Genomic DNA, 17,549 nt, shown 5'->3' with positions numbered 1-17,549 from the left:
ATGAGTTAGCTCAAAGTGGATGAGCTAACTCTGATTTATCTGGATGTTATTGGCTAACGAGATTCCAATGGGTGTAATCCCATTTCTGGCCGCCACCAGTAAATTCACTTTGAGGATAAATAAGCTTTAGTGGTCCTTTATTTCCGTATTGGTCAAATACAGTAAATCGGTACTCTTTTTGAGAATCATTGTTCGATGTCCCGCTATTTGAATAAAGCAATTGGCTCAGAGTCACTGATCTTAGTTGCTGGTTAACTCGCCATACCGCCGTGCGACCTTCGCCAGCGGCGCTATTCCAAACATATTCATCAGATACATTACGCTCTGAACCTGGAGCGAACACATAACCTTTCACTGAACGAAAGCCATTAGTGCAATCTGAATAACAACCTAACCACTCATCGTTTAGGAACACCTTATCGCTGTCCGACTCGTCGAAGTTATCCATAGCAACCTCGACCAGTTTCACTGAAGTATCTTTGGGCGTCACATAGAAGTTATACATCTCAGCTTTTTCGAAATAGAAATCGTCAGTGTTAGTTTCTTCCCATACCTTGTCACCTTCTCCAATCTCTGAAAAGTCGGCGGCACTATAGGACTTAGGCTGTACGCTTTGATAGAAGGCACTTGATTCATTTGGATAAGCGCAGCTGTCGTAGTAGTTATTGTCATATTGGCTACCAGTATTGAATTTAACTTTCATACAAACTTCACGATGCTGAGCTACCTCGTTGCTATAAACCCAAGCGGTTAATTTGGTATCAGATGCTGCAACCCGAGAGGTTGGTAGACCCTTAGAGTATCCATAACTGTTCCCCATTTGGTGAGAATAGTCATTTGGGTTCAATGTATACCCCCAGCAATCTCTTCCGTAGGTACAGTCTTTATTTTTGCCTAACTCTTGTTCACTATTCTTAAGGTAAAAAGATATCGCACCTTCTAAGTCACTCTTAGGTACTGTCACTGGTCTGCCGTAACTATCAGCGAAGGAAACTGACACACTAAGTTTGGACTGCATTCTTCCATTGCCATAAAAAGGCATGGGTACGCCGTTGCTTTCATTATGATCAGCCGTTAAGTCATCGGCCACCACATGATAATCACTATTAATTCCTGCAAAACTTGCACTAGAAAAAAAACACGCTGACATTGCTAGTAACAATGATTTATTCATCGACAACTTCATAGTATTAACTCTACATATTATTAGGTAAGAAATTAAAGAAAAGACAATGATATCTCTGGATATAACAACTTTTTTGATAGTTAAATTCACCCTAGGGTCTTTGCCCTATTTTTAAATCCACACTATCAACGATTACAAGTGCCATTATCCATTCTGATAACCATTGCTTACACGCCATTTAATTTATTAAACAGACAGCGCTAATTTAATTAATCAATTCATCAATGTAAAATTTCAAAGTCGTCTTAGCCCTAGCCAATTCACAAAACCCAATGAAAAAATATACCAATAAAAAACAACAACTTAAAATTTCAGGTGTAACATTATTTCAAATTCATTCATGCAATAGCCACACTCAGAATCGAGAGGGAATTACTTTTTATAAAAATCAGCCTGTTTATTTGTTGTGACTCGCATCGTTTTACCACCTTACTGTTAATACTATCAGCGCTTTTACATTGTTTTTATATTAACAAGAACTATTCGAGATAATTACCCTTACCAATAAAATGGTAATATTCATTATTCAGCTGATATCCTCAGATATCTACCGCGTTCGTTAATTACGTCAAAATATAAAAACCACCATAAAATTACCACTATGTTCAATTATCAACCGACAAGATGATAATTTATATGCTTTTATCTAATTTCTATTAATATAATTAATGAAAAGTTAATGAGTTCTTATTAATGATCTCTCTCAATATTTTGAAAACCTGTTTGCCCCTCTACCAGAGGTAAACTTTAGACTTAACACTCTAGAAAGCGAGTCTCTGTTCTACGTTGGAACTCGGCTTAGTGGCCACGTTAGGCGCAACGATTGCGCTATCTGCGTAAGGAAAATGGCGAATGTGGAATAGAAGGTCGTAGTGCTAGCTTATCAAGCCATATTCGTGGGGGTGTTGCGCTGATTCCGCCGCTTATCGAGTGGCAATGGCCGACGTGGTATGAGTTGGTGCTGTTAGTGTTGGTCGGTGTTATTTCTTCTATCGGCCAATGGTTTGGTGTCACCGCTTACAAATGGGGAGAAGCGAACATAGTTTCAAATATTGAGTACTCACAGATGATCTACTCAATGATTCTTGGTTACTGTTGTATTCCGAGTTGCCAAACACCATAGCGCTGATTGGCGCCGCGGTGATTATTTTCAGTGTCATTATGCCTTTTGTAATCAAGCTCAAGAAAGGTCAATAATTCACGGTTCCATTTGCCCCGACCAATTAGATAAGAACGAATGGCACCCCAACATCAATGCTGCTCAAAATACTGGTCGTGTTGTGATTTGCCAGATTGGTCTTGAGTGCCAGAGTAGAACTGAACGAGTGTCTGGTCGGCTAGTGTGAGGTGAATCCAACCCTCTTTGACTTTCAACCAGTTGGTGCCGTTGGTCTTATAGACGGCAGGAAAATTGCCCCAGCCTGACTCTGATACATGTAGCTCTTGAAAGCGGTTAATCGGCGTTAGCTTATTGCTGTCGAAGTTTGCGTCAGCATAGACTGATAATGGCTCGATGGCATCGTTTGGCTTAAATGTATAACAGCTGACAGCGGCTGAAATGCGATCAAACCACTGGTAGGGTTGTGCGCCTGTTAAATCGTAGACCGTGCAATCGTTAAATTGAATGGCCCACTCTTGATGGGCTTTGAAACCAAGGTATCCAACGGGTTGGGATGGTTCAGGCTTTGAGTCAGCCTCTGGTTCATATACCGGTTCTGAGGTAGCACATCCCATCAGCCCAAGACTAAAAAGGAAAGTCAAAGCACGCTTCATCATTGTAATACCTCAGTTCCGTTAGTGAGTTAAAAGCTATTCAAGCTCCCTCCATTAAACGGTAAGTTCTAAGCGATTACCATCCGGATCGAGTACACAGCTCTCATAATAGCCATCGCCTGTTCTTCTTGGGCCATCTAAGCGCTCATAGCCGTCTTCGACCAAGCGACTTGTAAGTTCATCAACCGCTTGTTCCGAGCCTAATGAAATCGCCATATGAATGAAGCCCGTAAATTGATCATAGATGTCATCTTTCGATTCAGGCACCGAGTCCATTTCCATGATCTCTAAACGGCTCCCTGTTTCGAAAGAGAGGAAGTATGAAGAAAAACCTTTGGTTGGGTTGTGATATTTTACGTTGGATGTCGCGCCGAAATAGTTTTCATAAAACTGCTTCAACACGTCGAGTTGTTTTGTCCAAATAGCGATGTGTTCAATCTTCATTTTGTTCACCTAAGTTTGATGTCTAGCGCTAGATTACTCATCAAATAAGGAACAATAAACAGAACGAAATCAATCGAAACTGTTCCTATTTAATGGACGCGATCTTATGTCCATAACTGCACAGTATTGGTATCTATGTTTGTGTAATAGTTATCTTTCCTACATAGTCGGTGTTTTACACATTCTGAGATATAAACCGTGAACTTTATAAAACTAATAACTCTCGCTGCGATATGGGGCGGTTCGTTTCTGTTCATGAGAATTGCCGCTAATCCGCTGGGCCCTGCGGTGCTGATCGAAGCGCGAGTTCTGTGCGCTGCCGTCACTCTACTCTTGGTTTCTTTTTATCTGAAAAGGAAGCTTTCTTTTAATGCCCATGCGAAACACTTTTTCATTCTTGGCTTGTTTAATACCGCACTTCCCTTTTTGTTTTTCGCTTATGCAGCGCAGACACTGAACGCCTCGACACTCGCTATCTTGAACTCTACCGCGCCAATATGGGCGGCAATCATTGGTGCGATATGGACAAAAACAACACTCGATGCAAGAGTTCTATTAGGGCTTGGGATTGGGGTAACGGGAGTTGGCGTGTTGGTCGGTTGGGATGCGATGAACATTGGCCGTGAGGCTGTGCTTCCTATCTTTGCGGCGGTGATGGCGGCCTTTAGCTACGGAATCGCGTCAAACTATACCAAACAAGCACCCAAAGTTGAGGCATTCAACAATGCTCATGGCAGCATGTGGGCGGCGGTCTTGATCGTGCTGCCATTTGTCTTCTTTATGCCGATGAGAGAGGCTCCAGATCTCACCATCACCACATCAGTTCTCTTATTAGGCGCCGTTTGTACTGGCCTTGCTTACCTGCTTTACTTCAATCTCGTTTCTGAACTGGGTGCGCCTTCGGCTCTGTCTGTTACCTTTTTGATTCCAGTGTTTGGCATCTTGTGGGGCAACCTTTTCCTAGACGAAGCGATTGGCCTTAACACCATTTTCGGTTCGGTTCTTGTTATTACCGGCACCATGTTAGTGACAGGTATGACACCTTCTAGGATGATAGAGAGCGCTAAACAGAAACGAGCGGCAAGAGTAGCTCGCTAATCAGATGCCAATGAGCACTTAGAATCTCAGCAATACATGTTGGAATGACGTTGGAGAGCTAGCCCGCTGACGGTTAACCAATCGAAACCATTAATCGGCCATGTATTGCTGAATCTTGTTTCTCAACCACTGATGAGCAGGGTTCGGTTCCGTTCTCTTATGCCAAATCATGTATTGCTGCACAGGCAACACCTCAAACGGCTGATCAAGAACTTGAAGCTGGAATCGCTCGGCAAATTGATTAGCAAAACTACGAGAAGTACTGCCGACACAATCAGAGCCTGACACCAACACACACATCATCATCAATGAGTCACATTCTGAGCTCACTTTTCTTTGTTTGATGGCCTTCTTGGCGAAATAATCAGCCGTATAAAGACGAGAACGACGCATTCTAAAAGTGATGTGCTTTTCATCGTAATACTGCTCTTCGGTCACGACGCCATCAATTCTTGGGTGCCCTTTACGAGCAATCAATACCAACTTATCCTCAAGCACTTGCTGGTTCATATAACCATTGACCTGCGGGTAGTGAATATCGATGGCGAGATCCGCTTGCTGCATGCTCAAACTCTGCAGAAGTTCTTCTTCGTTATTCGGCACCATATTGAATTCGATTGAGATATTTCCCAGCGTTTCATCTTGCTCGACAAGCGGCTGAAGCTTGGTTAAACCTATCTCATTAACCAGAAGTCGGAATACATGATGCTGCTGATTATCGAATTGCTTCAAGGTACTAACAGCGCTGGTGATTCCCTCGAGTGCAGGTTCCACTCGGCTTGCTAGTTGCACCGCAGCATTGGTTGGAATGATCCCTCGCCCTTCACGAATAAACAGATCAGTATCAAGCTGAGATTGGAGTCGCTTCAAGGCTCCACTCACCCCGGGCTGAGTCATACCAAGCGATTCTGATGCAAGCGTGATCGACTTTAATCGATACACTTCTAAGAACACGCTCAATAGATTTAAATCCAACTTTTCCACGTCGCTCACCGTTACTCTCCCTGTCAATGTGGTCTTAATCAATCATAGGTCAGGATTCGTCTTCGTTCCCCAACCATTGCATGACTCAATACATAGCCAATCGTGATGTATTAAATAAAGCTTACTTTATTTTTTGCTATATGTCTTATTCCTATAATCGCCTCAACGAAACAAAATTCTGAAATGAAGAGGCTCTTATGACAACTTCTCGCACGTTCAAAAATGCATCACTGTTCCTAGCTATCTCGCTGGCATTCCCTGCGATTGCAGCTAACCATGATCACGCACACTTCAGCGAAATTGGCGACCAAGGTGGCAAAAGCGCAACCGAGATGACCACTAAAGCAAACCAAGAGTTCGCAAAAACACTGAGCTTTGCCGACACTCGCGCTTTCGACAATAACAATAAAGGTCTTGTTGCTAGCTTTGATCAAGAGACGGGCGACATCATTCGTAATAGCTTTAACTTCATCGATCCAAGTGTGACGAATGCAGACCAAGCACCAGATTCAGTAAACCCTTCACTGTGGCGCCAAGCGGTATTGAACCAAGCGGCGGAAGGTTTATATGAAGTTGTTCCGGGTAAAGTTTACCAAGTTCGAGGTGCAGATTTGGCGTCTATCTCTTTCATTCGTAGTGACAACGGTTGGATCGCCTACGACGTTCTTCTTACCAAAGAATCAGCCGCCAAATCACTCGAATTCTTCAAGAACAATGTGCCTGACGGCGGTGAACTGCCAGTCGTTGCCATGATTTACTCTCACTCGCACGCTGATCACTTTGGTGGCGCAAGAGCAATCAAAGACGCGTATCCAGATGTAAAAGTGTACGGTTCGAAAAACATCACTAAAGAAATCGTCGACGAAAACGTATTGGCGGGTAATGCAATGTCTCGTCGTACCGCATATCAATATGGCGCTACCCTGAACCGACACGAACACGGTATTGTGGATGCGGCACTGTCTAAAGGTCTATCAACCGGTAGTATTACTTACGTCCTGCCGGACTACGAGCTGAACCATAACGAAGAGATTGAAACTCTGGTTATCGACGGCCTAGAAATGCAATTCATGGATGCTTCAGGTACCGAAGCGGCCTCTGAAATGGTGACGTACATTCCCAGCATGAAAGCACTTTGGACTGGCGAACTGACCTACCAAGGCATGCACAACCTGTACACGCTGCGTGGCGCTAAAGTACGTGACGGCTTGAAATGGTCTAAGAAGATCAACGAAATGTTAGTCACTTGGGGCGAAGAAACAGAAGTACTGTTTGCGTCTCACTCAGCCCCAATCTGGGGTGAACAAGAGATTTCTGATTACCTAAAAATGCAGCGTGACGCTTACGGTTTTACTCATAACCAAACGCTTCGTTTAGCCAATAACGGTGTGGTTCTACAAGACATCGGTGACGAGATTTACAAGGTAATGCCAGACAGCATTCAACAGTCTTGGCACACAAATGGTTACCACGGTACCTACTCTCACAACGCTCGCGCTGTGTACAACATGTATCTTGGTTACTTCGACATGAACCCGGCTAACCTAAACCCATTACCAATCGAGCCAGAATCAGTGAAGTTTGTTGAGTACATGGGCGGCAGCGATGCTGTGATTGATAAAGCACAACAAGACTTCCAAGAAGGTGAATACCGCTTCGTTGCAACAGCACTGAATAAGGTGATTCAAGCTGAGCCAGAGAACAAAGTTGCACGTGGCTTATTGGCAGATACTTACGAGCAATTGGGTTATCAATCAGAAGGTGCAGGTTGGAGAAACATCTACCTAACGGGCGCTCAAGAGCTTCGTATTGGCACACAACCGGGCGCACCAAAAACTGCATCTCCGGATGTATTGGCTAACATGACCATTGAGAACTTGTTGGATTACTTGGCAGTTAAAGTGGATTCGCTAAAAGCACAAGAAACACCATTTACGTTGAATATTCAGCTGCCTGATGTGAAAGAGTTCTACTACGTTGAGATGTCTAACGGTAACCTGAACAATATCCAAGTATCAGATCTGCAAGATGCGGATACAACACTGATCATCAATAAGTCTGACGTGTCTGATATCGTACTTAAGAAAACAAGCCTAGGAAAACTGTTAGAAGACGGACAAGCAGGAGTGAAAGGTGACAAAACATCGCTTAACAAACTGCTGTCTTCACTGACAGAAGCTGACACCTCTTTTGAGATTGTTCCTCGTCCAAACAAAGGCGAAGAAGTTGATGCCGAGCTATACCAAGATTCAGCGGTACACGCGCATTAAACGTCCGATACGCTAAATAGATAAAACAACAGCAGTGAGCTAGAAAAAACGTTCTATAAAGAACATAAAACAAGCCCCTACCTTTTGGTCGGGGCTTTCTTATTTGTTCTCAATAAGTGCTTCTTGAACGCTACTGCGTTTGCTCTCTTACTGAGGCTGAGAGCTTAATAAAACTGATAATTTGTTGAAGCTGATAGATTACTGAGTTTGCCCGTTTACTTCGCAATCCCAATAAGAAGGTGAACCATAATATTGCACAAAGTAGTCGATAAATACGCGTACCTTCGGCGCGAGCAGCTGTGCACTCGGGTATACAGCCCAAATCGCAGCCTCATCCTTTAAAGGGTAATCCGGCAACACCTCAACCAGCGAACCTTCCGCGAGCTGCTTGTATGCTATCCAAGTCGCACACATAGCAATGCCCAAGCCATCGACACATACATCCCTTACCGCTTCACCGTGATCAACACGGATAGCACCTTTTTTCTTGATGGTGACATCGCCTTCTGGCGTATCGAACGTCCAACCTTCTAAGCCGGTTTGATTGATGCATTGATGTTGCTTGAGGTCTTCTGGTGTTTTCGGATAGCCATGAGCTGCCAGATATTCTGGCGATGCACACAAAATACGTTTATCAGTAGAGAGCTTACGAGCGATCAGGCTTGAGTTCTGTAGCTTCGCATTACGAATCGCCACATCAAAGCCACCATCGACCAGATCGACGATTGAGTCACTGAGTGAAATGTCCACCGACAGATCTGGATATTTAGCCAAAAAGCCTTTTAGCGCTGGCATAACATGCATTCGACCAAACGAAGAAGGTGCAGATATTCGCAACACCCCTTTTGGTAATTCATTACCGGTTCCGACAGAGGCCACACCCGCTTCGACACTCAAAAGGATTTGCTTGGCATGAGGAAGAAATGCCATGCCTTCTTCAGTCAGGGAGACCTTTCTCGTGGTGCGATGCACAAGACGAGCACCTAGGCTCTCTTCGAGCTTTCCGATATGAATACTGGCTACCGGAGGTGACAACCCAAGCTCTTGTCCTGCTTGACTTATATTGTGCGTAGACGCGAGTCGCACAAACAATTTTAGATGTTCAATGTTCATCAATAATGGCTAGCCTGCGCTGAGTACACGCTGCTTATTGGCCGCAGCGGCACGGGGAATAATGTGAGTTTTAATATAGGTATTAAGCTTAAACCATGCAAAAGCGCCGGCTAAAACATTGGCGACGGTCGCAGCAATAACCGCGTTGATCATGTCTCCGGTTATAGAGCCTAGCCATAAAGCGGGAATGTAGAAAACAAACAAGCGTAAGAAAGAGACATTCAAAGCTTTGCGAAGCACACCCAAGGCATTAAAGACCGAAGCAACCAACATGCAAAGCCCAAGCGGCCCATAGCTGAACGGTATAAATAACAAGGTCACTTCAAACCAGCTGCGTATGCTTTGTTCTTCCGAGATAACAGGAATAATCCAGCCACTAAACAGCGCCAGCAATGCTGCCATCACGGTGTGAAAAACCAATAAGAACTTCGCTGTTGTATTCAATAGCTCAGGGATTTTGCATCGCTGCTGCGCCCCTAGGTAACGACCAATCATAGGCGGGATAGACATGGTCAGAGCAAGAGAAAACACCAACATAAAACTTTCAACACGGGCGAGTAAGCTCCAAAAAGCCATCTCATCGGTTCCGATTCTCGCAATCAATAACATTGAGAAGAACGCGCTGACCGCAGGTAATATCTGATTCGCGGTGGTTGGCATTACCGTCTTGAATAACTCAAAACTGTAGCCTTTGATTTGCTTACGGCACGCGCCATTGAAGCCAAACCAACCTTTGCCACGAGACTTGATTAGCATGTAGATTGCGCCGAAAGCGTAGCCAATGCTCGATGCGATCGCCGCCCCTGCAATACCCATGTCCAATCCAAAGATCAGAATAGGGTCGAGAATCAGGTTAATCACGCTGGCAGCCAAGAACATGCTGCCGGTTGTTTTGGTATCGCCATTGGCTCGATAAACGCAGGTGGCCAGATAAAGCACCGCCACCATCAATGCACTGAATAGCCACAACGGCCAGTACACATTAAAAATCAACAGCATGGATTGGTATTGAGCGTCAGAGACATCATTCACAAACGACGCAAAAACAGAATCGCTAAAAACAATCAGGCCTATGCAGATCAAAGCAATCACCAAGACACCGAACCCGACAGATAGTGAGGCAATTGAGGTGGATTTTCGTTGTTCTTTTGCCCCTACCGCTTGAGAAATAATGGACGTTGCCGCGACACCGATGCCCACTTGAACACCGGTAAACGCCGCTTGGAATGGCAAGGTGATACCGTGAACCGCCAACTCATTCACCCCTAGCTGACCGATAAAGATCGAATCGACCAATTGCACCATCATGATCGCAAACACACCCAGCGTCAGTGGCAGTGTTTTCTCAATAATGGTTTTCAAAGTCGCGGATCTCATCTGCATCGGTCGGTTTACTCTTGTCTGTACTTTGGGGCTAATTACCTAGTTGAGCAGTATACGAAGCTAAATGAAAAGGATAAGAGCGCCAAACAAGGAATGAGTTTTTAGATTTCGTTGACAATCGAATTAGCAAGATACCTTCAACGCTAGAACACGAAGCTAAGATATTGAATAAAATGAAATTACTAAACTCATCAACACTCTTAATAATTCGTTAATAGTGTTTCGTTTAATGGTTAATTGTTGGTTCGAACATTCCTCGTTAGCCTGAATTTAGGTCGCATTCACACTGAATAGGCTGAAATGAAATCTCTCAGAAGGAATATGGAAATGTCATATCAAGGTTATACAACGTTTAAAGCTCAAGCCGAGAATGGGATTCTTACCGTTACTTTTGACTTCGGTACTGTGAATGTTCAAGGGCAAGAGATGCTTGCCGACCTCAATGGTTTGGCAATGAGACTAGAGCGCGATCGTGACATCAAGGTCGTGGTATTTCAGTCAGCAAACCCTGAAGTTTGGGTCTGCCACTACGACACCAATCTATTAAAAGACATGTCGACAGAAGCCGTTTCTCGTGAAGAAGCGAAGTTACTCGACCTGCAAGTGGTGCTAGAAAGAATCAGCAAACTACCACAAGCCACCATTGCCAAGCTTGAAGGGTTCGCTCGAGGTGGAGGCCACGAATTTGCACTGGCGTGTGACATGCGATTCGCGGCTCGCGGTAAATACAAATTCATGCAAATGGAAGTGGGTATGGGCATCCTTCCTTGTGGTGGCGGCGCATCACGTATGGCACGCCAAGTCGGCTTAGGTCGCGCACTTGAAATCGTCCTAAGTGCACGAGACTTTGATGCTGACGAAGCCGAAGCATACGGCACCATCAACAAGGCACTAGAGCCGGATGAAATTGGTGAATACGTCGATACTCTTGCCAAACGAATCGCTCAATTCCCTGCCGAATCGATCAATGCATGTAAGCAAGCGGTGTACGAGTCTATCGATAAACCGATCGACGAAGCACTCAAAGCAGAGGCCTACTGGTTGTATCAAGCCACCAGCAAAACACCTGCGGTTAAGCGCTTCCAAATTGCCGATGAGCAAGGCCTAGAGCACGATATGGAAAACCAACGTAACTGGGAAACTCTGGTTATGAACGTTCAAGACATCAAATAGTTCGTTCACTTCTCTTAATTTGGGTCAGCCACAAACTGACCCATAGTCTTACTTAATGGTTAAACGCCAACGGTTACCCACCAAGTGTTAAAATGGTCATTATTTGCCCCATAGACTCACACTTGAGTCTTCAGCTTGTGAGCCAAATGCAACTATGTGTCATTAATCTTTGTTATAACGTTGTTCAAACTATTTTTTGAAGGACGGAACATGCAAAAAATAATTCTGATCACAGGGGCCACGGATGGCATTGGTTTAGAGACCGCAAAAGCACTAACGCAGCAAGGGCACCATGTTCTGATTCATGGCCGCAACCCAGCTAGGGTCAATAAAGTCGTGACCGCTCTGTCTCGCCTGTCTAAGAATGCAATCATCGAAAGCTACATCGCAGACCTATCGACGCTCTCCGAAGTTGAGGCGCTCGCAACCCAAATCAAAAGCGATCACAAACGTCTCGATATACTCATTAACAACGCAGGTGTGTATAAGGTGTAGGACATCACCACTCCAGACAATCTTGATGTGCGTTTTGTCGTAAACACCATTGCGCCGTATCTACTGACACAAAAGCTGCTTCCTCTTTTTGATGCGACAGGTCGTATCGTCAACCTATCTTCAGCAGCCCAAGCATCCGTCGATTTAGAGGCATTAATCAGCCCGAATGCGGGGGAACTGGATGGTCCGGTTTACGCGCAAAGTAAGCTCGCACTCACGATGTGGTCCATCGAATTAGCCAATACTCTTTTAGACAAAGGCACCGCAATTATCCCTGTAAACCCAGCCTCTTTCCTTGGTAGTAAACTGGTGAAAGATGCTTATGGCGTTGATGGTAACGACCTTGCGATTGGTGCCGATATTCTTTGTCGTGCTGCGCTCAGTGATGAGTTTGCCAACGCTTCTGGTCAATATTTTGATAATGATTCTGGGTTGTTCAAAGACCCGCACGCCGACGCATTAGACAACACCAAGAACCACAAGCTGGTGACCGTGCTTGATCAATTGCTCGAAGAAAAGCTGTGCGTTGCGCACTGATCATTCATTAGTAAAAAACGACCACTAACACTCCCCCACACACACAATCCAAGCCGCAGTTCTATCCATCTAGACAAAGAACTGCGCGCTCTTTCGATTATTAAAATTTCTTTAATACTGATTCCCCGCTTTGCCCAATTATCACCCAATATGCAAATTGCTAAACTTGCCCTCGTCGAAACAACACAGGCTACGGCCGAGGAGCATTTATGCGTTTTGAAGGTAAAGTTTATCGTCCTTGGATGGAAGCAGAGAGCGTACTCATCCAGACAACATTGGGGTGCAGTAATAACCAATGTACCTTCTGCACGATGTTTGATGATAAGCGTTTCAAAGTAAGAGATATCAAAGACATCTTTGAAGATATTGACGCGGCGAGAAAGATTTATCCGCATGTTGAATCTATCTTTTTGGTCGATGGTAATGTGATGGCGATTAGAACCGAAATGCTGATTTCGATTCTGGATTACATCAAGATCACCTTCCCTGAAATCAAGAATATCTCTTTGTATTCAGGCTTCAACGACTTCCGTCGCAAGAGCTTGTCTGAATTAAAAGAGATTAAGTCGGCAGGTTTAAGCATGGCCTATTCAGGTTTGGAGTCCGGTGACCCAATTGTGCTTGAACGCATTCAAAAGCGCATGACGCGTGAGCATGCAATTGAAGGTATGAACCTAGCCCGTGAAGCAGACATCAAGGTACTGGCTTCTTTCATCTTTGGCCTTGGCGGCAAAGAACGTTCTGTCGAGCATGCGATAAATACCACCAGCTTGCTGAACATCATGCAGCCAGATGCAATTGCACCTATGGCTTTAGCGGTTCAACCGGGGTCGGTGTTGGAAAAAGAAGTAAACCGTGGCGAGTTTGTTTTACCAACGCCATTGCAGATTCTGGAAGAAGAAAAATACTTACTCGAAAACCTAGAAGATTTCGATTGCTACTACTGGGGCGACCACGGCAATAACATCTCACCAATGCGTGGCATGTTGCCTCAAGCTCGCAAGCCGTTTCTTGATAAGATCAATCAAGACATCGCGCATAACCCGATCACCAAACAGAATGTTATCAAGACTTTTGCTTGGTAAGCGCTCGATTTAACTCGTAACCAGTAAACGTAAACAGACCAAACGACAGGCGTTGCAACTCCATATTATGGAATAATCAAAGTCCAGCAGCGCCTAACGTATATCTTATTTTTCAGGTTTACAGCCCTACCTAAGCCAAAGCCGCTAACAACAAGTCAGTACTCGCTTCAACGTAAGCTGCAATCTCTTGTTCGGTGGGTGCAGGCATTCCCATCAACACACCCTCTCTGACACTCATCACCATACCAAGCCAAAGCTTAATTTTGGTTTGTGGTTCTTCAATATCGAATCGCTCATTGAAAAACTGAGCAAGCACTCGATCGGTATCATCCGAGCCGACGTCCATAAAACGGCTAACTAATTCTGGAGACTTACTGCCTTCTGCTATCAACAGCTTAAAGGTCGCAATATGTTCGCTCGAAAGGTGAAACAAAACGAAGTCTTTTGCGAAGCCCAATAGCGCTTGTCGAGTATCGGTGTGCTGCAAATGCACCACCAACTTATCGTCTGTCTGGCTACCCATTTGTCTTAACGTCGCTTCAAACAACACATCTTTAGAAGAGAAGTAACGATAAAGCGTTTGCTTGGTCATTTTCGCTTCACTAGCGACTCGGTCCATGCTGGTTTGCACATAGCCTTCCGCGAGGAATATCTCCTTCGCCGCTTTTAAAATCGCGAGTCGTTTCTTCTCTTTGTTCTGCTCAATCTTGCTCATTACTTCATCCACCCCAAAACAGAGATCATACTTTAAAGTATGATTTGTGTTGACTCAACCAATTTTTAAAATCATACTCATCGGTATGATTTATTGGTAACAGATAATTGGATAGAGAAATGACAACAATGAACCTCCCTAAAACTGAAGTAAGAAACACTCGAACCCTCGGCTTTACCCTTGCGATCGCAGGTGCCGTATTAATGAGTATTGACCCAATCTTTATTCGTTATGCGGGTGTCAGCGGATTTGATACGGCCTTCTTGTTCGGCTTATTCAGCGCAATTTCGATGCCGATTTTGCTTAAATTCAACGACAAACGTGGAATCCGAAAAGCAGTCGTACAAAGCGGTTGGCCATTGTTGGCAGCGGGTATTCTTATGCTCGGCAGCGCATCGGGTTTGGTGTTCAGCATCAAAATGACTTCAATCGCTAATACCTTTGTGATCCTCAGTGCAGCCCCTGCGGTTGCCGCTATTTTCAGCTGGTTGATCTTGAAAGAAGCCACCAGCCGTTCAACTTTGATTGCCATTGTCGCGGTGATGATTGGTATTACGATAGTCGTTTCAGGTTCATTTTCTTCAGGGAACTGGATGGGTGATGCTTTAGCGGTATTCGCAGTGATCTGTTTATCTATGATGTTTACCTTGCTACGCAAATATCAAGACGTCAGCCGATTGGCGAGCGTTGGCCTAGGTGGCTTATTGCTAGCGGTTGTGATGTTTTTCTTCGCAACGCCATCAAGCTACAGCGTTGAAACGTGGTTAATCATGGGCATGATGGGCTTGTTTACGGCACCTGTTGGCCGAGTGTTATCTATGGTCGCAACGCGCCACATTACCGCGCCAGAAGTATCAATGACTCTGATGTTAGAAACCGTGTTAGCGCCAGTTTGGGGGTTTATCTTCTTCACCGAGATCCCGCCAACAACCAGTATTGTCGGCGGTGTGGTGATCTTGATTACGATCTTCATCTACACCTTAGTGACCATGAAAAACGATGACAAATAAATCGAGTAATAAAGAGATAAATAAAGAACTAAATAGGAGCTGAATATGTCTGCAGAACTGAAATTTATTGGCCGAATTACCACGCCTTATCACTCGGTTTCGGAGTGTCCGAATAACATCCAACCGGACAACGGCCCGATCTGTGAAATTATCTTAGATGACGTTTACCAACAAGGTTTGCTTGGTTTAAAGACAGGAGACCACATCCTGATCTTGTATTGGTTAGAAGACGCAAAACGAGACGAACTGATACAAAGCTGGAATGAAGAGACGCCGACTAAAGGCACCTTTGCACTGCGTTCACCGCACAGACCAAACCCTATCGGTGCCGCCGTGCTACCGATTGAAAACGTCGATAATGGCACCGTAACCGTGAGAGGCTTAGACTGCTTGAACAACACACCACTGTTGGATATCAAGCCTGCGATCTATCGAGAGAAAGGATAAGCGAGAAGTTGGCCTTCCTAAACCAAAAGCGAGCTGTGCGTTAGCGAAAGGAAGACATTACGCATACTTGATGAAAGCTTGGCTTAACCGCTGAAAGAGTGAGTCTACATTGGGAAGGGTTGTCAGATGTGCGGACAACAGAGTATGAACCTGCGAATCGACCACGGTTGGGTTATCGCAAATTTGATTATAAAAATTCACGGGCGCAACGATATTTTCTAGGTTGACATCCAACAAGATACAGGCTTGCGAAAGTACGATTTGGCCGCCCCCTTGTTTAAGCAAAACACGTTGCGCAGTGCCCACTATTTTTTGTTTATCGATATTGAGGTTGTAGTCACCATCACAATAAGAGCCGGGGGTGGCGTGTACATCCACATCGATGCCCAATTCTTTGAAAAACAGGGTTAATACATTGCACAGATGTCGATACGCTTTTTGGATATTGTAAGCTTCATCACGAGGCCAATGGTAGATGTGCGACAGGTTAATGATCCCCGGCAGTTGAGGAACGGGAGCTCCACCTGTTTTACGTGAGGTGAGTTGCCAGCCTTGTGCCGCGAGTTGTTTTCTAGACTCTACCGTCACTGGCCACTTTTTACCTGCGGGCAAAACGAGTGTTGGCGTTTTTGCTTGCCACAACATTAAGGCTTGTCCTATCTCACCCGCCTGTATCTGCTGCAATAACGCAGCTTCTTTTTCAAACGCACGATCAACATCAATGTGCGGGTAACGTACGAGTTTATTCGTTAACTTCAATGCACTTTCCTCTACAGATTGTGGTGACTTAGTATTTAGCGTTCTGGGATGGTTGATGATAGACCGGACTATATAGGATAGAAACAGCGCTAAAGTTTAGTTATTGGCGCCATAGTGTTTGTTACACATACATTACGCCATAGTTTGCTAGCAAGCCGATTGGAAAGAGCAATATCCATTGAGGAAGCTTTACAAAAACCTTCGCTCCAAAAAAATACAGCCCAACAGCCACAAACACCGATGCATACAGAATATACAAAAAACCTAGCAACTGGATTAGGAAATAAAGTGAATCAATACCATACCAACCGACGTATAAAAGCATTAATGAGCTAACAAACAAAGTGACCGAGACAAGATGCCAACAAGCTAGAAGTGTCGCTTTCGGTATATCATCGAGCTTCGATTTAAGAAAAGGTCTAACCGGGTCTATTTGACCGGCAAATACATGTACTAACGTAGTAAACAGGGCTAATAACCCCGAGCTAAATATCCATATATTCATAAAACACTCCGTACATATGACGCCAAGTTAAGGTGTGAACAACGCTACTACCTTACCTAAAACATTGTGTCATAAACACTAAACTTACTTGAAGTGAGAGCGCCAAGCGTTGTGAATCAATCTAAATTTATTGTTATGTTTGCTTAGAAGCGCCTGAATGGCTTAGCAAACACCTGATACTTATCGGCGTAAACTATTTTACCAGGGGTTTCTGTTCTTAGTTGATCAACTGCGACCCCCTTACTTTCAACTAAGAAAACAAACTCACGTACTTTAGATATGTGTTCAGAGGAAGACTCAAGAAACCAACTGATATACACATCAGATTTCTTAGACTTCTGTTTGTTTAAGTAGTCTAAAGGAGATTCAAGGTTTTCATCGAACCACCCCATCACCTCGGCGATATGTTCAAGTTCATAGTCGTAGAATACTTCTTGTTTCTTCATACAACTGATTGCCTGAAATATGCCTGTTCTCTGATTTGAATCCTCATCGAACTGATCAACGACAAATCGTACGTACATTTTTATACCTCAAACATAACGCCTAATTCTTGCGAATCCCCTCATAAT

17 protein-coding genes and 1 pseudogene are annotated in these 17,549 nt (G+C 44.4%); 8 read left to right on the top strand and 10 right to left on the bottom strand.

Annotated elements, in window-relative coordinates:
* Positions 1 to 46 precede the first annotated feature (46 nt).
* A complete protein-coding gene (locus AACT19_RS24450; RefSeq protein ID WP_017078509.1) occupies positions 47 to 1,174 on the bottom strand; it encodes a hypothetical protein in 1,128 nt (375 codons plus the stop codon).
* Between the two features lie 835 nt (positions 1,175 to 2,009).
* Between AACT19_RS24450 and AACT19_RS24445 the strand changes: the two genes are divergently transcribed.
* Positions 2,010 to 2,309, top strand: coding sequence for a hypothetical protein (locus AACT19_RS24445; protein WP_181360329.1), 300 nt, complete (start codon positions 2,010 to 2,012; stop codon positions 2,307 to 2,309).
* Between the two features lie 128 nt (positions 2,310 to 2,437).
* On the opposite strand, the gene AACT19_RS24440 is transcribed toward AACT19_RS24445, so the two are convergent.
* Positions 2,438 to 2,962, bottom strand: coding sequence for a hypothetical protein (locus AACT19_RS24440; RefSeq protein WP_076649182.1), 525 nt, complete (start codon positions 2,960 to 2,962; stop codon positions 2,438 to 2,440).
* A gap of 51 nt (positions 2,963 to 3,013) precedes the next feature.
* Positions 3,014 to 3,403: a VOC family protein gene (locus AACT19_RS24435; RefSeq protein WP_017078507.1), complete on the bottom strand. Its 390-nt coding sequence runs from the start codon at positions 3,401 to 3,403 to the stop codon at positions 3,014 to 3,016.
* Between the two features lie 198 nt (positions 3,404 to 3,601).
* On the opposite strand from AACT19_RS24435, the gene AACT19_RS24430 reads away from it, so the two are divergent.
* A complete protein-coding gene (locus tag AACT19_RS24430) occupies positions 3,602 to 4,501 on the top strand; it encodes a DMT family transporter (RefSeq protein WP_076649180.1) in 900 nt (299 codons plus the stop codon).
* 90 nt (positions 4,502 to 4,591) lie between these two features.
* On the opposite strand, the gene AACT19_RS24425 is transcribed toward AACT19_RS24430, so the two are convergent.
* Complete coding sequence (locus tag AACT19_RS24425) at positions 4,592 to 5,494, bottom strand: LysR family transcriptional regulator (protein ID WP_004732294.1); 903 nt, start codon at positions 5,492 to 5,494, stop codon at positions 4,592 to 4,594.
* Positions 5,495 to 5,682: 188 nt separating this feature from the next.
* Between AACT19_RS24425 and AACT19_RS24420 the strand changes: the two genes are divergently transcribed.
* Positions 5,683 to 7,755, top strand: coding sequence for an alkyl/aryl-sulfatase (locus tag AACT19_RS24420; protein ID WP_076649178.1), 2,073 nt, complete (start codon positions 5,683 to 5,685; stop codon positions 7,753 to 7,755).
* A gap of 198 nt (positions 7,756 to 7,953) precedes the next feature.
* On the opposite strand, the gene AACT19_RS24415 is transcribed toward AACT19_RS24420, so the two are convergent.
* Together AACT19_RS24415 and AACT19_RS24410 are read right to left on the bottom strand one after the other, a co-directional pair.
* The gene (locus tag AACT19_RS24415) at positions 7,954 to 8,868 is read right to left on the bottom strand and encodes a LysR family transcriptional regulator (protein ID WP_076649176.1); all 915 of its coding nucleotides are present in this window, start codon (positions 8,866 to 8,868) and stop codon (positions 7,954 to 7,956) included.
* A 9-nt stretch (positions 8,869 to 8,877) separates the two neighbouring features.
* Positions 8,878 to 10,251 (bottom strand): MATE family efflux transporter, encoded by a 1,374-nt coding sequence (locus AACT19_RS24410; protein WP_076649174.1) that lies wholly within the window; start codon positions 10,249 to 10,251, stop codon positions 8,878 to 8,880.
* A 327-nt stretch (positions 10,252 to 10,578) separates the two neighbouring features.
* On the opposite strand from AACT19_RS24410, the gene AACT19_RS24405 reads away from it, so the two are divergent.
* The 3 genes and pseudogenes from AACT19_RS24405 (at position 10,579) to AACT19_RS24395 (ending at position 13,541) form a co-directional block, all read left to right on the top strand.
* The gene (locus AACT19_RS24405) at positions 10,579 to 11,424 is read left to right on the top strand and encodes an enoyl-CoA hydratase/isomerase family protein (protein ID WP_076649172.1); all 846 of its coding nucleotides are present in this window, start codon (positions 10,579 to 10,581) and stop codon (positions 11,422 to 11,424) included.
* A gap of 210 nt (positions 11,425 to 11,634) precedes the next feature.
* Positions 11,635 to 12,456, top strand: a pseudogene (locus AACT19_RS24400) (SDR family NAD(P)-dependent oxidoreductase).
* Positions 12,457 to 12,665: 209 nt separating this feature from the next.
* Entirely contained in the window at positions 12,666 to 13,541 is an 876-nt protein-coding gene (locus tag AACT19_RS24395; protein ID WP_017087617.1) for a radical SAM protein, read from the top strand.
* Between the two features lie 130 nt (positions 13,542 to 13,671).
* On the opposite strand, the gene AACT19_RS24390 is transcribed toward AACT19_RS24395, so the two are convergent.
* Positions 13,672 to 14,256, bottom strand: a complete 585-nt coding sequence (locus AACT19_RS24390) for a TetR/AcrR family transcriptional regulator (RefSeq protein ID WP_076649170.1) — start codon at positions 14,254 to 14,256, stop codon at positions 13,672 to 13,674.
* Between the two features lie 119 nt (positions 14,257 to 14,375).
* On the opposite strand from AACT19_RS24390, the gene AACT19_RS24385 reads away from it, so the two are divergent.
* Together AACT19_RS24385 and tsaA are read left to right on the top strand one after the other, a co-directional pair.
* Positions 14,376 to 15,266, top strand: coding sequence for a DMT family transporter (locus tag AACT19_RS24385; RefSeq protein WP_076649168.1), 891 nt, complete (start codon positions 14,376 to 14,378; stop codon positions 15,264 to 15,266).
* A 45-nt stretch (positions 15,267 to 15,311) separates the two neighbouring features.
* Complete coding sequence (tsaA, locus tag AACT19_RS24380) at positions 15,312 to 15,713, top strand: tRNA (N6-threonylcarbamoyladenosine(37)-N6)-methyltransferase TrmO (RefSeq protein WP_076649166.1); 402 nt, start codon at positions 15,312 to 15,314, stop codon at positions 15,711 to 15,713.
* A gap of 57 nt (positions 15,714 to 15,770) precedes the next feature.
* Here tsaA and AACT19_RS24375 read toward each other — a convergent pair whose 3' ends face one another.
* The 3 genes from AACT19_RS24375 to AACT19_RS24365 all read right to left on the bottom strand — a co-directional run bounded on the left by AACT19_RS24375 (position 15,771) and on the right by AACT19_RS24365 (position 17,501).
* Positions 15,771 to 16,472, bottom strand: coding sequence for a lipoate--protein ligase family protein (locus tag AACT19_RS24375; protein ID WP_076649165.1), 702 nt, complete (start codon positions 16,470 to 16,472; stop codon positions 15,771 to 15,773).
* Between the two features lie 121 nt (positions 16,473 to 16,593).
* Entirely contained in the window at positions 16,594 to 16,977 is a 384-nt protein-coding gene (locus AACT19_RS24370; RefSeq protein WP_076649163.1) for a hypothetical protein, read from the bottom strand.
* Positions 16,978 to 17,120: 143 nt separating this feature from the next.
* Entirely contained in the window at positions 17,121 to 17,501 is a 381-nt protein-coding gene (locus AACT19_RS24365) for a hypothetical protein (RefSeq protein WP_017082609.1), read from the bottom strand.
* Between the last annotated feature and the right edge of the window lie 48 nt (positions 17,502 to 17,549).

The organism is Vibrio sp. 10N.222.47.A9 (assembly GCF_963872585.1).
GTDB classification, from domain to species: domain Bacteria; phylum Pseudomonadota; class Gammaproteobacteria; order Enterobacterales; family Vibrionaceae; genus Vibrio; species Vibrio splendidus.
The sequence above is the reverse complement of the archived record's forward strand: the minus strand, read 5'-3'. Positions and strand labels throughout refer to the sequence as shown.